Annotated in this window: 13 protein-coding genes; 3 read left to right on the top strand and 10 right to left on the bottom strand. The window is 70.7% G+C overall.

Features of this window, described 5'->3' with window-relative positions:
* Nucleotides 1–2 precede the first annotated feature (2 nt).
* The 6 genes from IE97_RS0106645 to IE97_RS0106620 all read right to left on the bottom strand — a co-directional run bounded on the left by IE97_RS0106645 (nucleotide 3) and on the right by IE97_RS0106620 (nucleotide 7,628).
* Nucleotides 3–503 carry a hypothetical protein gene (locus IE97_RS0106645; protein WP_030952292.1) on the bottom strand — a complete coding sequence of 167 codons (501 nt, stop codon included), beginning with the start codon at nucleotides 501–503 and terminating at the stop codon, nucleotides 3–5.
* 49 nt (nucleotides 504–552) lie between these two features.
* Nucleotides 553–1,032, bottom strand: coding sequence for a hypothetical protein (locus IE97_RS0106640; protein WP_158708246.1), 480 nt, complete (start codon nucleotides 1,030–1,032; stop codon nucleotides 553–555).
* A gap of 222 nt (nucleotides 1,033–1,254) precedes the next feature.
* Nucleotides 1,255–3,399: a SpoIIE family protein phosphatase gene (locus IE97_RS0106635; protein WP_030232783.1), complete on the bottom strand. Its 2,145-nt coding sequence runs from the start codon at nucleotides 3,397–3,399 to the stop codon at nucleotides 1,255–1,257.
* Nucleotides 3,400–3,700: 301 nt separating this feature from the next.
* Complete coding sequence (locus IE97_RS0106630) at nucleotides 3,701–4,393, bottom strand: DUF402 domain-containing protein (protein ID WP_030232779.1); 693 nt, start codon at nucleotides 4,391–4,393, stop codon at nucleotides 3,701–3,703.
* A gap of 83 nt (nucleotides 4,394–4,476) precedes the next feature.
* On the bottom strand, nucleotides 4,477–5,880 hold the full coding sequence (locus IE97_RS0106625) for a class II fumarate hydratase (RefSeq protein WP_030232776.1): 1,404 nt from the start codon (nucleotides 5,878–5,880) through the stop codon (nucleotides 4,477–4,479).
* A gap of 77 nt (nucleotides 5,881–5,957) precedes the next feature.
* Complete coding sequence (locus IE97_RS0106620) at nucleotides 5,958–7,628, bottom strand: fumarate hydratase (protein ID WP_030232772.1); 1,671 nt, start codon at nucleotides 7,626–7,628, stop codon at nucleotides 5,958–5,960.
* A gap of 166 nt (nucleotides 7,629–7,794) precedes the next feature.
* On the opposite strand from IE97_RS0106620, the gene IE97_RS0106615 reads away from it, so the two are divergent.
* Nucleotides 7,795–8,529, top strand: a complete 735-nt coding sequence (locus tag IE97_RS0106615; protein WP_030232769.1) for a DUF1707 SHOCT-like domain-containing protein — start codon at nucleotides 7,795–7,797, stop codon at nucleotides 8,527–8,529.
* A 174-nt stretch (nucleotides 8,530–8,703) separates the two neighbouring features.
* Nucleotides 8,704–9,081, top strand: coding sequence for a WhiB family transcriptional regulator (locus tag IE97_RS38255; RefSeq protein WP_030232765.1), 378 nt, complete (start codon nucleotides 8,704–8,706; stop codon nucleotides 9,079–9,081).
* A 161-nt stretch (nucleotides 9,082–9,242) separates the two neighbouring features.
* Here IE97_RS38255 and glpX read toward each other — a convergent pair whose 3' ends face one another.
* Nucleotides 9,243–10,277 carry a class II fructose-bisphosphatase gene (gene glpX / locus IE97_RS0106605; protein WP_030232760.1) on the bottom strand — a complete coding sequence of 345 codons (1,035 nt, stop codon included), beginning with the start codon at nucleotides 10,275–10,277 and terminating at the stop codon, nucleotides 9,243–9,245.
* A gap of 128 nt (nucleotides 10,278–10,405) precedes the next feature.
* Between glpX and IE97_RS0106600 the strand changes: the two genes are divergently transcribed.
* A complete protein-coding gene (locus tag IE97_RS0106600) occupies nucleotides 10,406–10,930 on the top strand; it encodes a DUF4245 domain-containing protein (protein WP_030232755.1) in 525 nt (174 codons plus the stop codon).
* Nucleotides 10,931–11,008: 78 nt separating this feature from the next.
* On the opposite strand, the gene IE97_RS0106595 is transcribed toward IE97_RS0106600, so the two are convergent.
* The 3 genes from IE97_RS0106595 to xseA form a co-directional block, all read right to left on the bottom strand.
* The gene (locus IE97_RS0106595) at nucleotides 11,009–11,599 is read right to left on the bottom strand and encodes a malonic semialdehyde reductase (RefSeq protein ID WP_030232750.1); all 591 of its coding nucleotides are present in this window, start codon (nucleotides 11,597–11,599) and stop codon (nucleotides 11,009–11,011) included.
* Nucleotides 11,600–11,724: 125 nt separating this feature from the next.
* Nucleotides 11,725–11,967: an exodeoxyribonuclease VII small subunit gene (locus tag IE97_RS0106590; protein WP_030232747.1), complete on the bottom strand. Its 243-nt coding sequence runs from the start codon at nucleotides 11,965–11,967 to the stop codon at nucleotides 11,725–11,727.
* 9 nt (nucleotides 11,968–11,976) lie between these two features.
* Nucleotides 11,977–13,185, bottom strand: a complete 1,209-nt coding sequence (gene xseA, locus IE97_RS0106585) for an exodeoxyribonuclease VII large subunit (RefSeq protein WP_030232744.1) — start codon at nucleotides 13,183–13,185, stop codon at nucleotides 11,977–11,979.
* Nucleotides 13,186–13,235 lie beyond the last annotated feature (50 nt).

Genomic DNA, 13,235 nt, shown 5'->3' with positions numbered 1-13,235 from the left:
CGTCACTCGTCGACGTCGAGCACCAGACGGACCTGACGGCCCTCCAGGGTGATGTGGCCCTCACCGTAGGCGGCTCGGTAATGGCCGGTGCCGGCGGTGATGCCGGTCTTGGCCGTCACGCGCTCCCCGGGCTTGTACCTGATCACGTCGCTGAGGGTCAGCGTGCCCTTCGCCAGGCGCAGGACGCGGGTGCAGTGTGCGGTCACCTCGGAGTCCTGGACCACGATCGCGGAGCACTCCGACGTCCCGTCACCGGCGTGCCGCAGCGTCTTCTTGCCGGATGCGTCGGTCACCTCCGTGTAGAGGTCCATGTGGTTCGTCCAGCCGTCGCTGGTCTCCACATCCCGGACCGGGTGGGTGTGGGACCCGCTGACGCCGACGAGCTCGACCCTCTCGATGTCGTTGTCCGCGTCCTTCTCCTCGGCGTGTGCCAGAGCCGGAAGAAGGGCGAACGTGGTGGTGAGGGCGGCGACGGCCACCGCACGGACAGCCGATGTGATCACGAAACCTCCTGGGTCGGTCCAAGGACGCCGTTCCTGACGGGTGTACCGGTCAGTCATCGACGTGGAGGTCGAAGAGGACGCGGTCGCCGTCGAGGGTGATGTATCCCTCTCCCTCGGCGTCGTTGTACTTGCCCGTGCCGCCCGCGATGGCGGTCTTGGCGGTGACCTTCTCCTTGCCCTCGCGGGTGATCACGTCGTGGAGGGTGATCTCCCCGTCCTTCATGCGCAGGACCCGCGTGCACTGGGTGGTCACGCGGCTCTCGAACAAGGGCGCATCGGCGGCGGAGCACCGCGCGGTGGCGTCGCCGACGCGCTTGTCGTCGGGCGTGTACAGGTGCATGTACGTGGTCCAGCTGTCGCCGGTCAGCGCGTAGTACGGGGTGGAGTCCGACTTGATGACGCCGACGAGCTTGAGCCGCTCGATGTCCTCGTCACCGACGTCTGCGGCGGCGTGCGAGGAGAGGGAGAGGGTGAGGGCGGCGGCCAGGGCGCCGGCGGTCACGGCGCTGCGGACAGTGGCAGAGGGCATGCATCCTCCAGGTGCGACTGTGGACACTCAGAGCTTCGAGCGCTGTCGCATTCCACGCACGGGGAGGCTCCTGTGCAACGCGCCTTGCGCGGGGGGCGTGCAGAAGTCACGCGAACAGGGGACTTGACCGTCCGGTTGTCCGACGCCCCGATGGGCCCAGGGGCAGGACTGCCCACAGCTGAGCGGGGAGCGGCGGCACCCGCCGCTCCCCGCTCAGCCCGGTCAGCCGCGGTTGAGTTCGAACCAGACGACCTTTCCGGTGCTCAGGCGGGTCGCGCCCCAGCGCCGGGCCATCCGGTTCACCAGGTACAGCCCGCGCCCGCCCTCGTCGGTGGCGCGGGCCTGGCGGAGCCGGGGCAGCTGCGGGACGTCGTCGCCCACTTCGCAGCGCAGCACGTCCGTGCGCAGCAGCCGCAGTGTGACCGGCCGGGACGCGTACCGCACGGCGTTCGTCACGACCTCGCTGACCAGCAGTTCGACGGAGTCGCTGAGCTCCTCCAGGCCCCACCGCTGCAGCGCGCGCCGGGCCAGACGGCGGGCCCGCCCGGGGGCGGCGTCCTCCGGCTCCAGGAACCAGTACGCCACGTCGCTGGGCGCAATCCCGTCGAAGCGGGCGGCGAGCAGCGCGATGTCGTCGTCCCGGTCGCCCGGGCCGAGCATGTCGAGCACCTCGTCGCACAGCGCTTCCAGGGGCGGCGGATGGTCCGGCCCGGTGAGCTGCGCGACCGCGGCGAGCTTCTCCCGCAGCTGCTCGATGCCGGTCCACACATCCCGCAGGCGGGACTCGACCAGCCCGTCGGTGTACAGCAGCAGCGTCCCACCGGCGGGCGCGTCCAGCTCCACCGCCTCGAAGTCGACACCGCCGACCCCGATGGGAGCCCCGGCCGGCACGCGCAGCACCTCGGCCCGGCCGCCCAGGTGGAGCAGGACGGGCGGCGGATGACCGGCGTTGGCGATGGTGATGCGGTGCGACACCGGGTCGTAGACCGCGTACAGGCAGGTCGCCATGCGGTCCACGCCGAGCCGCTGGGCCTGCTCGTCGAGGTGGTGCAGGACCTCCTGCGGCGGCAGGTCCAGGCCGGCGAGCGTCTGCGCGGTGGTGCGCAGCTGGCCCATGATGGCGGCCGACGTCATGGAGTGACCCATCACGTCACCGACGACCAGCGCGACCCGGCTGCCGGGCAGCGGGATGGCGTCGTACCAGTCGCCGCCGACCCGAGCGGTCTCCGCGGCCGGCAGGTAGCGGGAGGCGAGCCGCACGCCGGTGGGGCGGGGCAGCGTCTCGGGCAGCATGGTGCGCTGCAACTCGTCCGCGATGTACGCCTCGCGTCCGTAGAGCACGGCCTTGTCGATGCCGAGCGCGCTGTGCGTGGCGAGCTGGGCGGCCACCAGCAGGTCGTCCCCTTCGAAGGCGGGGCGCTCGGGACGGCGCAGGAACAGGGCGGCGCCGATGACCCGGCGCCGGCCGCGCAGCGGGGCGAGAATCGCCCGCTGTCCGTCCGGAACGGCGAACTCTTCTCCGTCACCGAGGAGTTCGGGCAGCGCGGCACGAGCCGCGGGGGCGTCGGTGAACACCGGGCGGACACCGCGCAGCACCTCGGCGAGCGCGCTTCCGGGCCGCACCTCGCACAGCTCGGCGCCGACCGTGTCCAGCTCGTTGGGTTCGGGCTGCGCGGCCGGCAGGAAGCCGTTCTCGGTGTCGCGCTCGGCCGGTATCCGGTCCGTGCGGCGCAGCCTGAGCACCAGCGGGCCCGTGGGCCGCTCGTCGCCGACCGGCAGCGGATCGCGGAGATAGACCAGGATCGCGTCGGAGAACGTGGGCACGGTGGCCCGGCACAGCCCCATCACGATCTCGTCGAGATCGATGCCACGGGCGATCCGCCGGGTGGCGGCACCCACGAACCTGAGCCGGTCGCCGTCCCGCCGCATCGGCGTGGGACGGCCGGGCGGCAGGCTCTGGCCGCTGCGCCGCTCCTGGCCCTCGGCATTCGCTCCCGGCCGGTCCTGCTCGTCGGCCGGCTGCACCGGAATGCCCTCGGGGGCGGGCCGCGGCCGGGGGGTGTCGCGCTCGGCGGTCTGTTCGGCACCCGGCTGGGAGTGCTCGGAGGCGGGGTCGCTCACGGTGTCCTTGCCCTTGCCGAACGGCGTGGAGGTGCCCGGCTCCGACGTGCCCGGAGGAGTGTGGGCCGTCGTGACCGGGACGGTGACATCGCCGCCTGGGCGGCCCTGTACCGGTAAGGCGCCCGCGCCGGGCGCACGAGCCGGTGTCGGGGTGTGCGCGAGCGCCCCGCGGGGGTCCGCGGGGTCGATGCCCGGCTGCGGGCGTTCGAAGGAGGTCGGCTGCTCCGTCACGCGTGTCGAATCCATCCGTCCGGGGCTGCACGCCGTACGTGCAGGTGGTCCCGCCGAAACTCCGATACCCGGAATACGTGCCCCAGGAACGGAATTCCCGCGTGGTCAGAGGTTGTCCCTGTGCCACCGGCGGACCGTCTCCGGCCCGGGAGACCTGCGGCGCAGGCCCTTCCGGTGTTGCCCTCGTACCCCTCGCTCACGTCCTGCCGCCCCTCGGTGACGATCGGTCAAGCCCAGCGCGTGCACTCACAGTTGCGACCGCGCGCCCTTGCGGAGGACGATCCTACGTTTCTTGCCCGGGGGCGCATCAAGGGTCTCATGAGGACACATGCGCGGGCGTGCGGTCCCAGTCCTCCGGGAGTGACGGTACCGTCCAGGACGGATCCGGGCGCCACTGCTGCCAGCCTTCCGAGAACGGCGGCCCCCAGGCGCGGATCATTTCCACCGCCGCCTGACCCGCCGCCCGTACCTTCTCGGCCTGCCGGTCGTCCATCAGCCCGTCCCGCCGGGCCTGGGCGAACTCGTCCTCGTCGCGCCAGTGCCAACTGCGGTCCGGGTGGACGGAGATGTCCAGGAAGTGGTCGACGGAGTCGACGCCGCCCTCCCAGCGGGTCAGCGGCTCCTCCAGGTTCACGTACCAGTTCTTGAAGAGCCAGCCCGGCTCCCAGAACAGCCACACCGACCAGGGCTCTCCGGGCCGGGCGAGCTTCAGGACACCGGTGCCGAACCACCGGTCGCGCTGCACGGTCCGCGGCTTGGTGTAGCGCGACGCCAGCGGCTCCAGGTGCACGGGCGTGCCGTCGGCGAGCACGGGCCGCACACACTCGGTGCCCGGCGCCAGCCACACGGCGAGCAGCTCCGCGTCGTCCCGTACGACGGTGACGGGGCGCGCGATGTGGAAACCCGCTCCGCCGTTCTCCCGGTACCGCCACAGAATCCGGCTCCCGGGCGCCCAGAAGCCCGCCGCACCGCCCGTTCCCACGCGTCTCACCGCTCCGCCCTCCGCCATGCACAGATATTAGGTGCCATGGGCAAACGACGCTGCGGCGCGTGTCACGGTTCACGCGCCGGGCGCGCGTGCTCCGCGAAACGTCACGGGCGCGTCATCCGCAGGACATCCAGCGCCTCGTCGAGCTGCTCCATCGTCAGGTCGCCGCGCTCCACGTACCCGCCGTCCAGGACGACCTGACGGATCGTCTTCCGCTCGGCCAGCGCCTTCTTGGCGACCTTCGCGGCCTCCTCGTACCCGATGTACTTGTTGAGCGGCGTGACGACCGAGGGGGAGGACTCGGCGTACTCCCGGGCCCGTTCGCGGTCGGCGGTGATGCCGTCGACGGTCCGGTCGGCCAGCAGCCGCGAGGCGTTCGCGAGCAGCCGGATCGACTCCAGCACGTTCTTCGCGATGACCGGCAGCATGACGTTGAGTTCGAAGTTGCCCGCGGCGCCGGCGGTGGCGACGGTCGCGTCGTTGCCCACGACCTGGGCGGCGACCATCAGCACGGCCTCCGGGATGACCGGGTTCACCTTGCCCGGCATGATCGAGGAACCGGGCTGGAGGTCGGGCAGGGCGATCTCGGCGAGGCCGGTGCGCGGCCCGGAGGACATCCACCGCAGGTCGTTGGCGATCTTCGTCAGTCCGACCGCGATGGTGCGCAGCTGCCCGCTGGTCTCCACGATGCCGTCCCGGGCGCCCTGCGCCTCGAAGTGGTCACGGGCCTCGGTGAGGGGCAGCCCGGTGGTCCGGGCGACCTCCTCGATCACGGCGGCGGAGAAACCGGGCGGGGTGTTGATGCCGGTGCCGACCGCCGTGCCGCCGAGGGGCAGTTCGGCGAGCCGGGGCAGGGAGGCCTCCAGCCGCTCGATGCCGTACCGCACCTGGGCGGCGTATCCACCGAACTCCTGCCCCAGCGTCACGGGCGTGGCGTCCATCAGGTGGGTCCGCCCCGACTTCACGACGTCGGAGAACTCCTCGGCCTTGCGCTCCAGGGAGCCGGCGAGGTGGTCCAGGGCGGGGATCAGGTCACGGGTGACGGCGGCGGTGGCGGCGATGTGGATGGAGGAGGGGAACACGTCGTTGGACGACTGGGACGCGTTCACATGGTCGTTGGGGTGCACACCCCTGCCCAGCCGCTCGCTCGCGAGCGTGGCGATGACCTCGTTGGTGTTCATGTTGGACGAGGTGCCGGACCCGGTCTGGAACACGTCGACGGGGAAGTGCTCGTCCCACCTGCCCTCGGCGACCTCCCCGGCCGCCTCCTGGATCGCCCCGGCGATGTCCTTGTCCAGAACCCCCAGCTCGGCGTTGACCTTGGCCGCCGCCCCCTTGATGCGGGCCAGCGCCTCGATGTGCGCACGCTCGATGCGCTGCCCGGAGACCGGGAAGTTCTCCACGGCACGCTGGGTCTGGGCCCGCCACTTGGCGTGGGCGGGGACCCGCACCTCGCCCATGGAGTCGTGCTCGACGCGGTATTCGGTCCTGTCCTGCTCGTCGGTCATCGACGATCACCTCCACGTGTCACAGCGTTCGCGCCGCGACCACTGTTCCCCGTGGAGGCGAATCGTCACCGGCCTTCTCAGGCGAGTCCGGGACCCCGTACCGGAATGGAGGTGAACGTGGGCGCCAGCGCCGGGTCCTGGAAGAAGTCGTTGCCCTTGTCGTCGACGACGATGAACGCCGGGAAGTCCTCGACCTCGATCTTCCAGACGGCCTCCATGCCGAGCTCCTCGTACTCGACGACCTCGACCTTCTTGATGCAGTCCTGGGCGAGCCGGGCGGCCGGGCCGCCGATGGAGCCGAGGTAGAAACCGCCGTGGGCGTTGCACGCGTCGGTGACCTGCTTGCTGCGGTTGCCCTTGGCCAGCATCACCTTGGAGCCGCCCGCCGCCTGGAACTGCTCCACGTAGGAGTCCATCCGGCCGGCCGTGGTCGGACCGAAGGAGCCGGACGCGTACCCCTCGGGCGTCTTGGCCGGACCGGCGTAGTACACCGGGTGGTCCTTCAGGTACTGGGGCATCTCCTCGCCCGCGTCCAGCCGCTCCTTGATCTTGGCGTGCGCGATGTCACGCGCCACGACCAGCGGGCCGGTGAGGGACAGGCGGGTCTTCACCGGGTACTTGGTGAGTTCCGCGAGGATCGTGTCCATCGGCTGGTTCAGGTCGATCCGGACGACGTCACCGCTCTCCTCGAGCTGCTCGTCCGTCGTCTCCGGCAGGAACCGCGCCGGGTCCGTCTCCAGCTGCTCCAGGAACACGCCCTCGGCGGTGATCTTCGCGACGGCCTGGCGGTCGGCGGAGCAGGACACCGCGATGGCGACCGGGCAGGACGCGCCGTGCCGCGGCAGCCGCACCACGCGCACGTCGTGGCAGAAGTACTTGCCGCCGAACTGCGCGCCGATGCCGATCTTCTGCGTCAGCTCGAAGACCTTCTGCTCCAGCTCCTGGTCCCGGAAGCCGTGCCCGAGCTCGGAGCCCTCCGCGGGGATCTCGTCCAGGTAGTGCGCGGAGGCGTACTTCGCGGTCTTCAGCGCGTACTCGGCGGACGTGCCGCCGACCACGATCGCCAGGTGGTAGGGCGGGCAGGCCGCCGTGCCCAGCGAGCGGATCTTCTCCTCCAGGAACTTCATCATGGAGGCCTCGTTCAGAACGGCCTTCGTCTCCTGGTAGAGGAACGACTTGTTGGCCGAGCCGCCGCCCTTCGCCATGAACAGGAACTTGTAGGCGCCGCCGTCGGTCGCGTACAGCTCGATCTGCGCGGGGAGGTTGGAGCCGGTGTTCTTCTCCTCCCACATGGTGAGCGGAGCCATCTGCGAGTAGCGCAGGTTGAGGTTCTGGTACGCGTCGTAGATGCCGCGGGACAGGGCCTCCTCGTCACGGCCCGCCGTCAGCACGTTCTGGCCGCGCTTGCCCATCACGATCGCCGTGCCCGTGTCCTGGCACATGGGCAGCACGCCCGCCGCCGCGATGTTCGCGTTCTTCAGCAGGTCCAGCGCCACGAACTTGTCGTTGCCCGACGCCTCGGGGTCGTCGATGATGCGGCGCAGCTGCGCGAGGTGGGCCGGGCGCAGGTAGTGCTGGATGTCGTGGATGGCCTCCTCGGCGAGCTTGCGCAGCGCCTCCGGCTCCACCTTGAGGAAGGTCCTTCCGTCCGGCCCCTCGACCGTGGAGACACCCTCGGAGGTCACCAGCCGGTACGGGGTGGTGTCCTCTCCCTGGGGGAGCAGATCGGTGTACGCGAACTCAGGCATCTCAGCCCATTCCTCACTCTGCGGACGGCGACCCGCCTCCTTCGGCGAGCGCCCACCAGCGTAGAACCTGCCGCTGACGGCGAGCTTGTGAGGTAAGGCTCAGTTCGTCACGGTCGCGCGATGCAGGGGGGTATCGCGATCTATCGTGTTTCGGTACGCTGCTGCCGTGGACCTCCAGAAGCCGGATTTCCAGAAGCAGGACCTTCAGAAGCGTGATCTTCAGCAGCGGGCCGCGCCGGCGGCCTCCGAGTTCCGTGCCTCCGACGCCGAGCGCGACCGGATCGCCGGCATCCTGCACGACGCCCTCGCCGAGGGCCGTCTCACCGCGGACGAGCACGCCGAGCGTGTCGACGGGGTGCTACGCGCCAAGACGGTCGGCGAGCTGGAGGTCTTCATACGGGACCTGCCCGCCGCCCACCACCAGGGCCCGGGCGGCCCGTCCCGGGCGCAGGTCCCGCACCGCCCCATCGCCGACGTCGTTCCGGCCGACCCGGACGACAACGTGGTGGCGGTCTTCAGCGGCGCCGTCCGCAAGGGCCGCTTTCGCGCCGGCCGCCGCATCCACGCGTACGCGGTCTTCGGCAGTGTCGAGATCGACCTCAGTGAGGCCCTCTTCGACCACCAGCAGGTCGTGATCAAGTCCTTCGCGCTCTTCGGCAGCGTCGATGTCCGTGTCCCGGAGAACGTGTCGTTGCGCGGCACCGGCGGCGGCGTGCTCGGCAGCTTCGAGGTGGACGCGCTCGACTCGGACGAACCGGATGCCCCGGTCGTCTACGTCGACGGCTGGGCCGTCCTGGGCAGCGTCGAGGCGCGGCCCCGGCGCGGCAGGCTCGTCGCGGACATCTTCGACCGGGTGCAGCGCAAGGTCGACAAGAGTTTGCGCAAGCATCTCGGTCATTGACAGTCGCGAATTCATCCCGGGTTGAAGGCAATTCACCCCACTGGTGCGCGGCCTCGCGGGCCGTGAAATCCGTGGCGGGACCGGCCGTTGGGAACTCAGTGCATAGGCACGCGCACAGCGGGTAGGGCTTGCTGCATCGTCTCTCGCTCGCGAAGCCGTCGTCAGGAGTAGACCGTGCTGCAACCGCCGCATTCGTCCCTGCAGGTAGCTGCCGTTCCGGCCCCGCGGGTGCCAGTGCGAGACAGGGACCAAGACGCCCCATGGCACACCGAGGCGGTGTGCCGGCGGGACGAGGCCGGCCTCTTCTTCGCCCCCTCCAAGGAACCGACGGCCGCCCGGCTCTCCCGGGAAGAGGCGGCGAAGCGGGTCTGCGCCCGCTGTCCGGTCATGGTCGAATGCCGCGAACACGCTCTGCTCCAGCCCGAGCCCTACGGCGTCTGGGGCGGCCTCACCGCCGCCGAACGCCGCGTGGTCCTGGCCCGGCGCCGCCGCCGCGACGTGGAACTGAAGAACGCGGCCCGCTCGGCGAACCGGATAGCCGCGGCCGGCTGACACGTGCACGGCACGGCGAAAGGGCGTCCCCACCGCACCGGGGACGCCCTTTCGATGGGCTTGCCGAGAATGCTTCCGAGGGGGCGCGGGGAACTGCGCGATCAACCACAACCGACCCGCACTCGCCGGCGATCCGCAGCCCCCCATCCCCCTGGACGCTCCTACTTCCCCTTGTCGAAGTCGATCGCGCTGTAGGCCCGCAGCTTGCTCAACCGGTGCTCGGAAGAGATCCTCCGCACCGTCCCCGACCGCGACCGCATCACGATCGAGTCGGTCGTAGCGGTCTCGGCCCGGTACCGGACTCCCCGCAGCAACTCGCCGTCGGTGATGCCCGTGGCCACGAAGAACACGTTCTCCCCGGTGACGAGGTCCTCCGTGGTCAGAACCCGGTCGAGATCATGGCCCGCGTCGACCGCCCGCTGCCGCTCCTCGTCGTCCTTGGGCCACAGCTTGCCCTGGATCGTGCCGCCCAGGCACTTCACCGCACAGGCCGAGATGATCCCCTCCGGCGTGCCACCGATGCCGAGCAGCAGATCGACGCCCGTGCCCTCGCGCAGCGCCAGGATCGAGCCGGCCACGTCACCGTCGGAGATCAGCTTGATGCGCGCCCCGGCGTCCCGGATCTCCTTGATGATGCCCTCGTGCCGTGGCCGGTCGAGGATCACGACCGTGACGTCCTCCGGGGCGGACCGCTTCGCCTTGGCGACCCGGCGGATGTTCACCGCCACCGGCGCGTTGATGTCGACGAAGTCGGCCGCCTCGGGCCCGGTGACGAGCTTGTCCATGTAGAAGACCGCCGACGGGTCGAACATGGTGCCGCGCTCGGACGCGGCCAGCACCGCGATCGCATTCGTCATGCCCTTCGCGGTCAGGGTGGTGCCGTCGATCGGGTCGACGGCGATGTCGCACTCAGGCCCCGTCCCGTCGCCCACGTGCTCCCCGTTGAACAGCATCGGGGCCTCGTCCTTCTCGCCCTCGCCGATGACGACGACGCCGTTCATCGAAACGGTGGAGACGAGGGTGCGCATGGCGCGCACCGCGGCACCGTCGGCGCCGTTCTTGTCACCGCGTCCGACCCAGCGGCCCGCGGCCATCGCCGCTGCCTCGGTCACCCGGACCAGCTCCAGGGCGAGGTTGCGGTCGGGGGCCTCGGAGGGCACATCCAGTTCGGACGGCAAGTGATGATGCTCGGTCATCGGAGCGCACCTTTCTGTACGACGACGGCCGGATGAGGGCTTCTGTCGCCCGACTCTATCTCCGAGACGGCAAAATGAGCAGGGGCCCCCACGGATGAGCGCGCTCGGCACCTGCGACGATAGGGGACGTGGCAGGCACGAACGGCAAGCAGAAGACGGCGCGGGACATGATCCTCTCCATGGGTGTCATCGTCCTGGTCGCGGGCGTCATATACCTCTTCATCCCACACGATGACAGCCCGCGCGAGGTAAAGCGCGTCGACTACCGGGTCGAGCTGCTCACGGCACGCCGCGCGGCCCCGTATCCCGTGGCCGCACCCGAGGGCCTGCCCGGCACATGGAAGGCCACCTCCGTCCGCTATCAGGGTGACGAGTTCGACGCCTGGCACCTCGGCTTCCACGATCCCGAAGGGGAGTACGTGGCCGTCGAGCAGTCCACTCAGCGGCGCCCGGTCTTCATCGACGAGCGGACGAAGGGCTCGCAGGAGACGGGGAGGACCGAGAAGATCGACGGCCGGACGTGGAGCCGCTACGAGGGCGGCCGGTACGACGCGCTGGTCCTCGAGGGCACGAAGGGATCGACGACGGTCGTGACGGGCACCGCGTCGTTCGCGCAGCTGACGAAGATGGCGGACGCGCTGAAGGCGGAGTGAGACCTCCTGCCACGGCGAAGGCCCCCGGCATGCCGGGGGCCTTCCCTGTGTGTGGTTCTCGAGCCGTGCGGGCGGATCTCAGACCGTCTTGACGACCTGGTCGAACTCCAGCCGCGGCGAGCGCGGGTACCAGGCGTCCGGGCCCGGGCGGCCGATGTTGACGACCATCAGCGGGGTGTGGTCGTCGTCCAGGAACTCCTTGCGGACGCCCTCGAAGTCGAAGCCGGTCATCGGGCCGGCGGCGAGACCGGCGGCGCGGACGCCGACGATGAAGTAGGCGGCCTGGAGGGCGGCGTTCAGCGTGGCGGCGTTCTCGCGGACCGGGCGCTCGGCGAAGAAGAGGTCCTTGACCTGCGGCATGGCCGGGAACAGGTGCGGCAGCTCCTCGTGGAACTCGTTGTCCGCGGAGAGGACCGCGACCAGCGGGGCGCTCGCCGTCTTGGGCCGGTTGCCCTCGGCCATGTGGGCGACCAGGCGCTCGCGGGCCTCGGGGGAGCGGACCAGGGTGATGCGCAGCGGGGTCTGGTTGAAGGCGGTCGGACCGTACTTGACCAGGTCGTAGATCGCCTGCACCTGCTCGTCGGTCACCGGCTCGTCGGTGAAGGTGTTGGCGGTGCGGGCCTCGCGGAACAGCAGGTCCTGGGCGGCGGGGTCAAGAACGAGGGACATGAAGGCACTTTCTCGCGGTGTCGGGTCCGAAGATCGGCTGACGTCTCCGACCGTACGCGAGTGAAGTTCAACCTTCAACTAAAGTGAGGGTGTCGTGCGTCACCCCGCAATGGACCCATCCGTGACTACTCGGCGTCCTCTTCTGCGGCCTCCTCCGCCAGCGCCGCGTCCAGCCGCGCCCGCGCCCCGTCCAGCCAGCGCCGGCACACCTTGGCCAGCTCCTCGCCCCGCTCCCAGAGCGCGAGGGACTCCTCCAGCGTCGTACCGCCCGCCTCCAGGCGCCGGACGACCTCGATCAGCTCGTCCCGCGCCTGCTCGTACCCGAGCGCCTCGGTCATGCCCGGCGTCTCATCAACCTCGCTGGTCATCCACCCACCTTATGTGTCCACTCGTACGGAGAACTCACCCTCACCGACCCGCGCGCGCAGCGCCTCGCCGGCCTCCACCTCGCCCGGGTCGCGGACCGCGTGCCCGTCCGCCTTCTGCAGCACGGCGTACCCCCGCTTCAGGGTCGCGGCGGGGGAGAGGGCCACCACACGCGCGTGCGTGTGCGTCAGCTCCGAGTCCGCCCGGTCCAGCTGGTGGCGCAGACAGCGACGGCCCCGGTCGAGCAGGTCCGCCACCTGGTCGGCGCGCTCGTCGATCATCCGGTGCGGGTCCTCTATCGACGGCCGGGCCAGCGCGTGGGCCAGCCCGCGCTCCTCCCGTTCGACCAGCGCCGCCACACACCGCCGCGCCCGGTCCCGCAGCAGCCGCACCCGCTCGTACTCCTCGCCGACGTCCGGCACGACCTTCTTGGCCGCGTCGGTCGGTGTGGAGGCGCGCAGGTCGGCCACGTGGTCGAGGAGCGGGTTGTCGGGCTCGTGCCCGATGGCGGACACCACGGGCGTACGGCACTGCGCCACCGTCCGGATCAGCTGCTCGTCGGAGAACGGCAGCAGATCCTCCACACTGCCGCCGCCCCGCGCGACGATGATCACGTCCACGGCCTCGAGCGCGTCGAGCTCCTTCACGGCCTGCACGACCTGCGGCACGGCGTGCACGCCCTGCACGGCGACGTTGCGCACCTCGAAGCGCACCGCGGGCCACCGGTGCCGGGCGTTCTCCAGGACGTCCCGCTCCGCGGCCGAGGCCCGCCCGCAGACCAGCCCGACCAGCTGCGGCAGGAAGGGCAGCGGCTTCTTCCGTTCCGGCGCGAACAGGCCCTCCCGCGCGAGGGTCTTCTTCAACTGCTCCAGGCGCGCGAGCAGCTCACCGACCCCGACGGGCCGTATCTCGGCGGCCCGCAGCGACAGCTGCCCCCGTGGGGCGTACCACTCGGGCTTCGCCAGCACGACGACCCGGGCACCCTCGCTCACCACGTCCGCCACCGCGTCGAACACCTGCCGGTAGCAGGTCACGCTGACGGAGATGTCGTACGACGGGTCCCGCAGCGTCAGGAACACCACACCCGCCCCCGGGCGCCGCGACAACTGCGTGATCTGGCCCTCGACCCATACCGCCCCGAGCCGGTCGATCCACCCCCCGATGAGCCGCGACACCTCACCGACGGGGAGGGGGGATTCCGGAGACGTGTTCACAGCCATGCCGGCGAGAGTAGTGGGCGCCGCTGACAACACGGCTCACCCGGACGCGA

Source organism: Streptomyces sp. NRRL S-455 (assembly GCF_000717875.1).
Classification (GTDB): domain Bacteria; phylum Actinomycetota; class Actinomycetes; order Streptomycetales; family Streptomycetaceae; genus Streptomyces.
Note: the sequence above shows the minus strand (reverse complement) of the source record. Positions and strands in the feature narration are given on the sequence as shown.

Bases quoted from the DNA above. Each gene is read 5' to 3' on its own strand.
- IE97_RS0106595 (WP_030232750.1), bottom strand. From the start codon at position 11,599: ATGTCCCTCGTTCTTGACCCCGCCGCCCAGGACCTGCTGTTCCGCGAG.
- IE97_RS0106630 (WP_030232779.1), bottom strand. From the start codon at position 4,393: ATGGCGGAGGGCGGAGCGGTGAGACGCGTGGGAACGGGCGGTGCGGCG.
- IE97_RS0106620 (WP_030232772.1), bottom strand. From the start codon at position 7,628: ATGCCTGAGTTCGCGTACACCGATCTGCTCCCCCAGGGAGAGGACACC.
- glpX (WP_030232760.1), bottom strand. From the start codon at position 10,277: ATGACCGAGCATCATCACTTGCCGTCCGAACTGGATGTGCCCTCCGAG.
- IE97_RS0106625 (WP_030232776.1), bottom strand. From the start codon at position 5,880: ATGACCGACGAGCAGGACAGGACCGAATACCGCGTCGAGCACGACTCC.
- IE97_RS0106590 (WP_030232747.1), bottom strand. From the start codon at position 11,967: ATGACCAGCGAGGTTGATGAGACGCCGGGCATGACCGAGGCGCTCGGG.
- xseA (WP_030232744.1), bottom strand. From the start codon at position 13,185: ATGGCTGTGAACACGTCTCCGGAATCCCCCCTCCCCGTCGGTGAGGTG.
- IE97_RS0106640 (WP_158708246.1), bottom strand. From the start codon at position 1,032: ATGCCCTCTGCCACTGTCCGCAGCGCCGTGACCGCCGGCGCCCTGGCC.
- IE97_RS0106635 (WP_030232783.1), bottom strand. From the start codon at position 3,399: ATGGATTCGACACGCGTGACGGAGCAGCCGACCTCCTTCGAACGCCCG.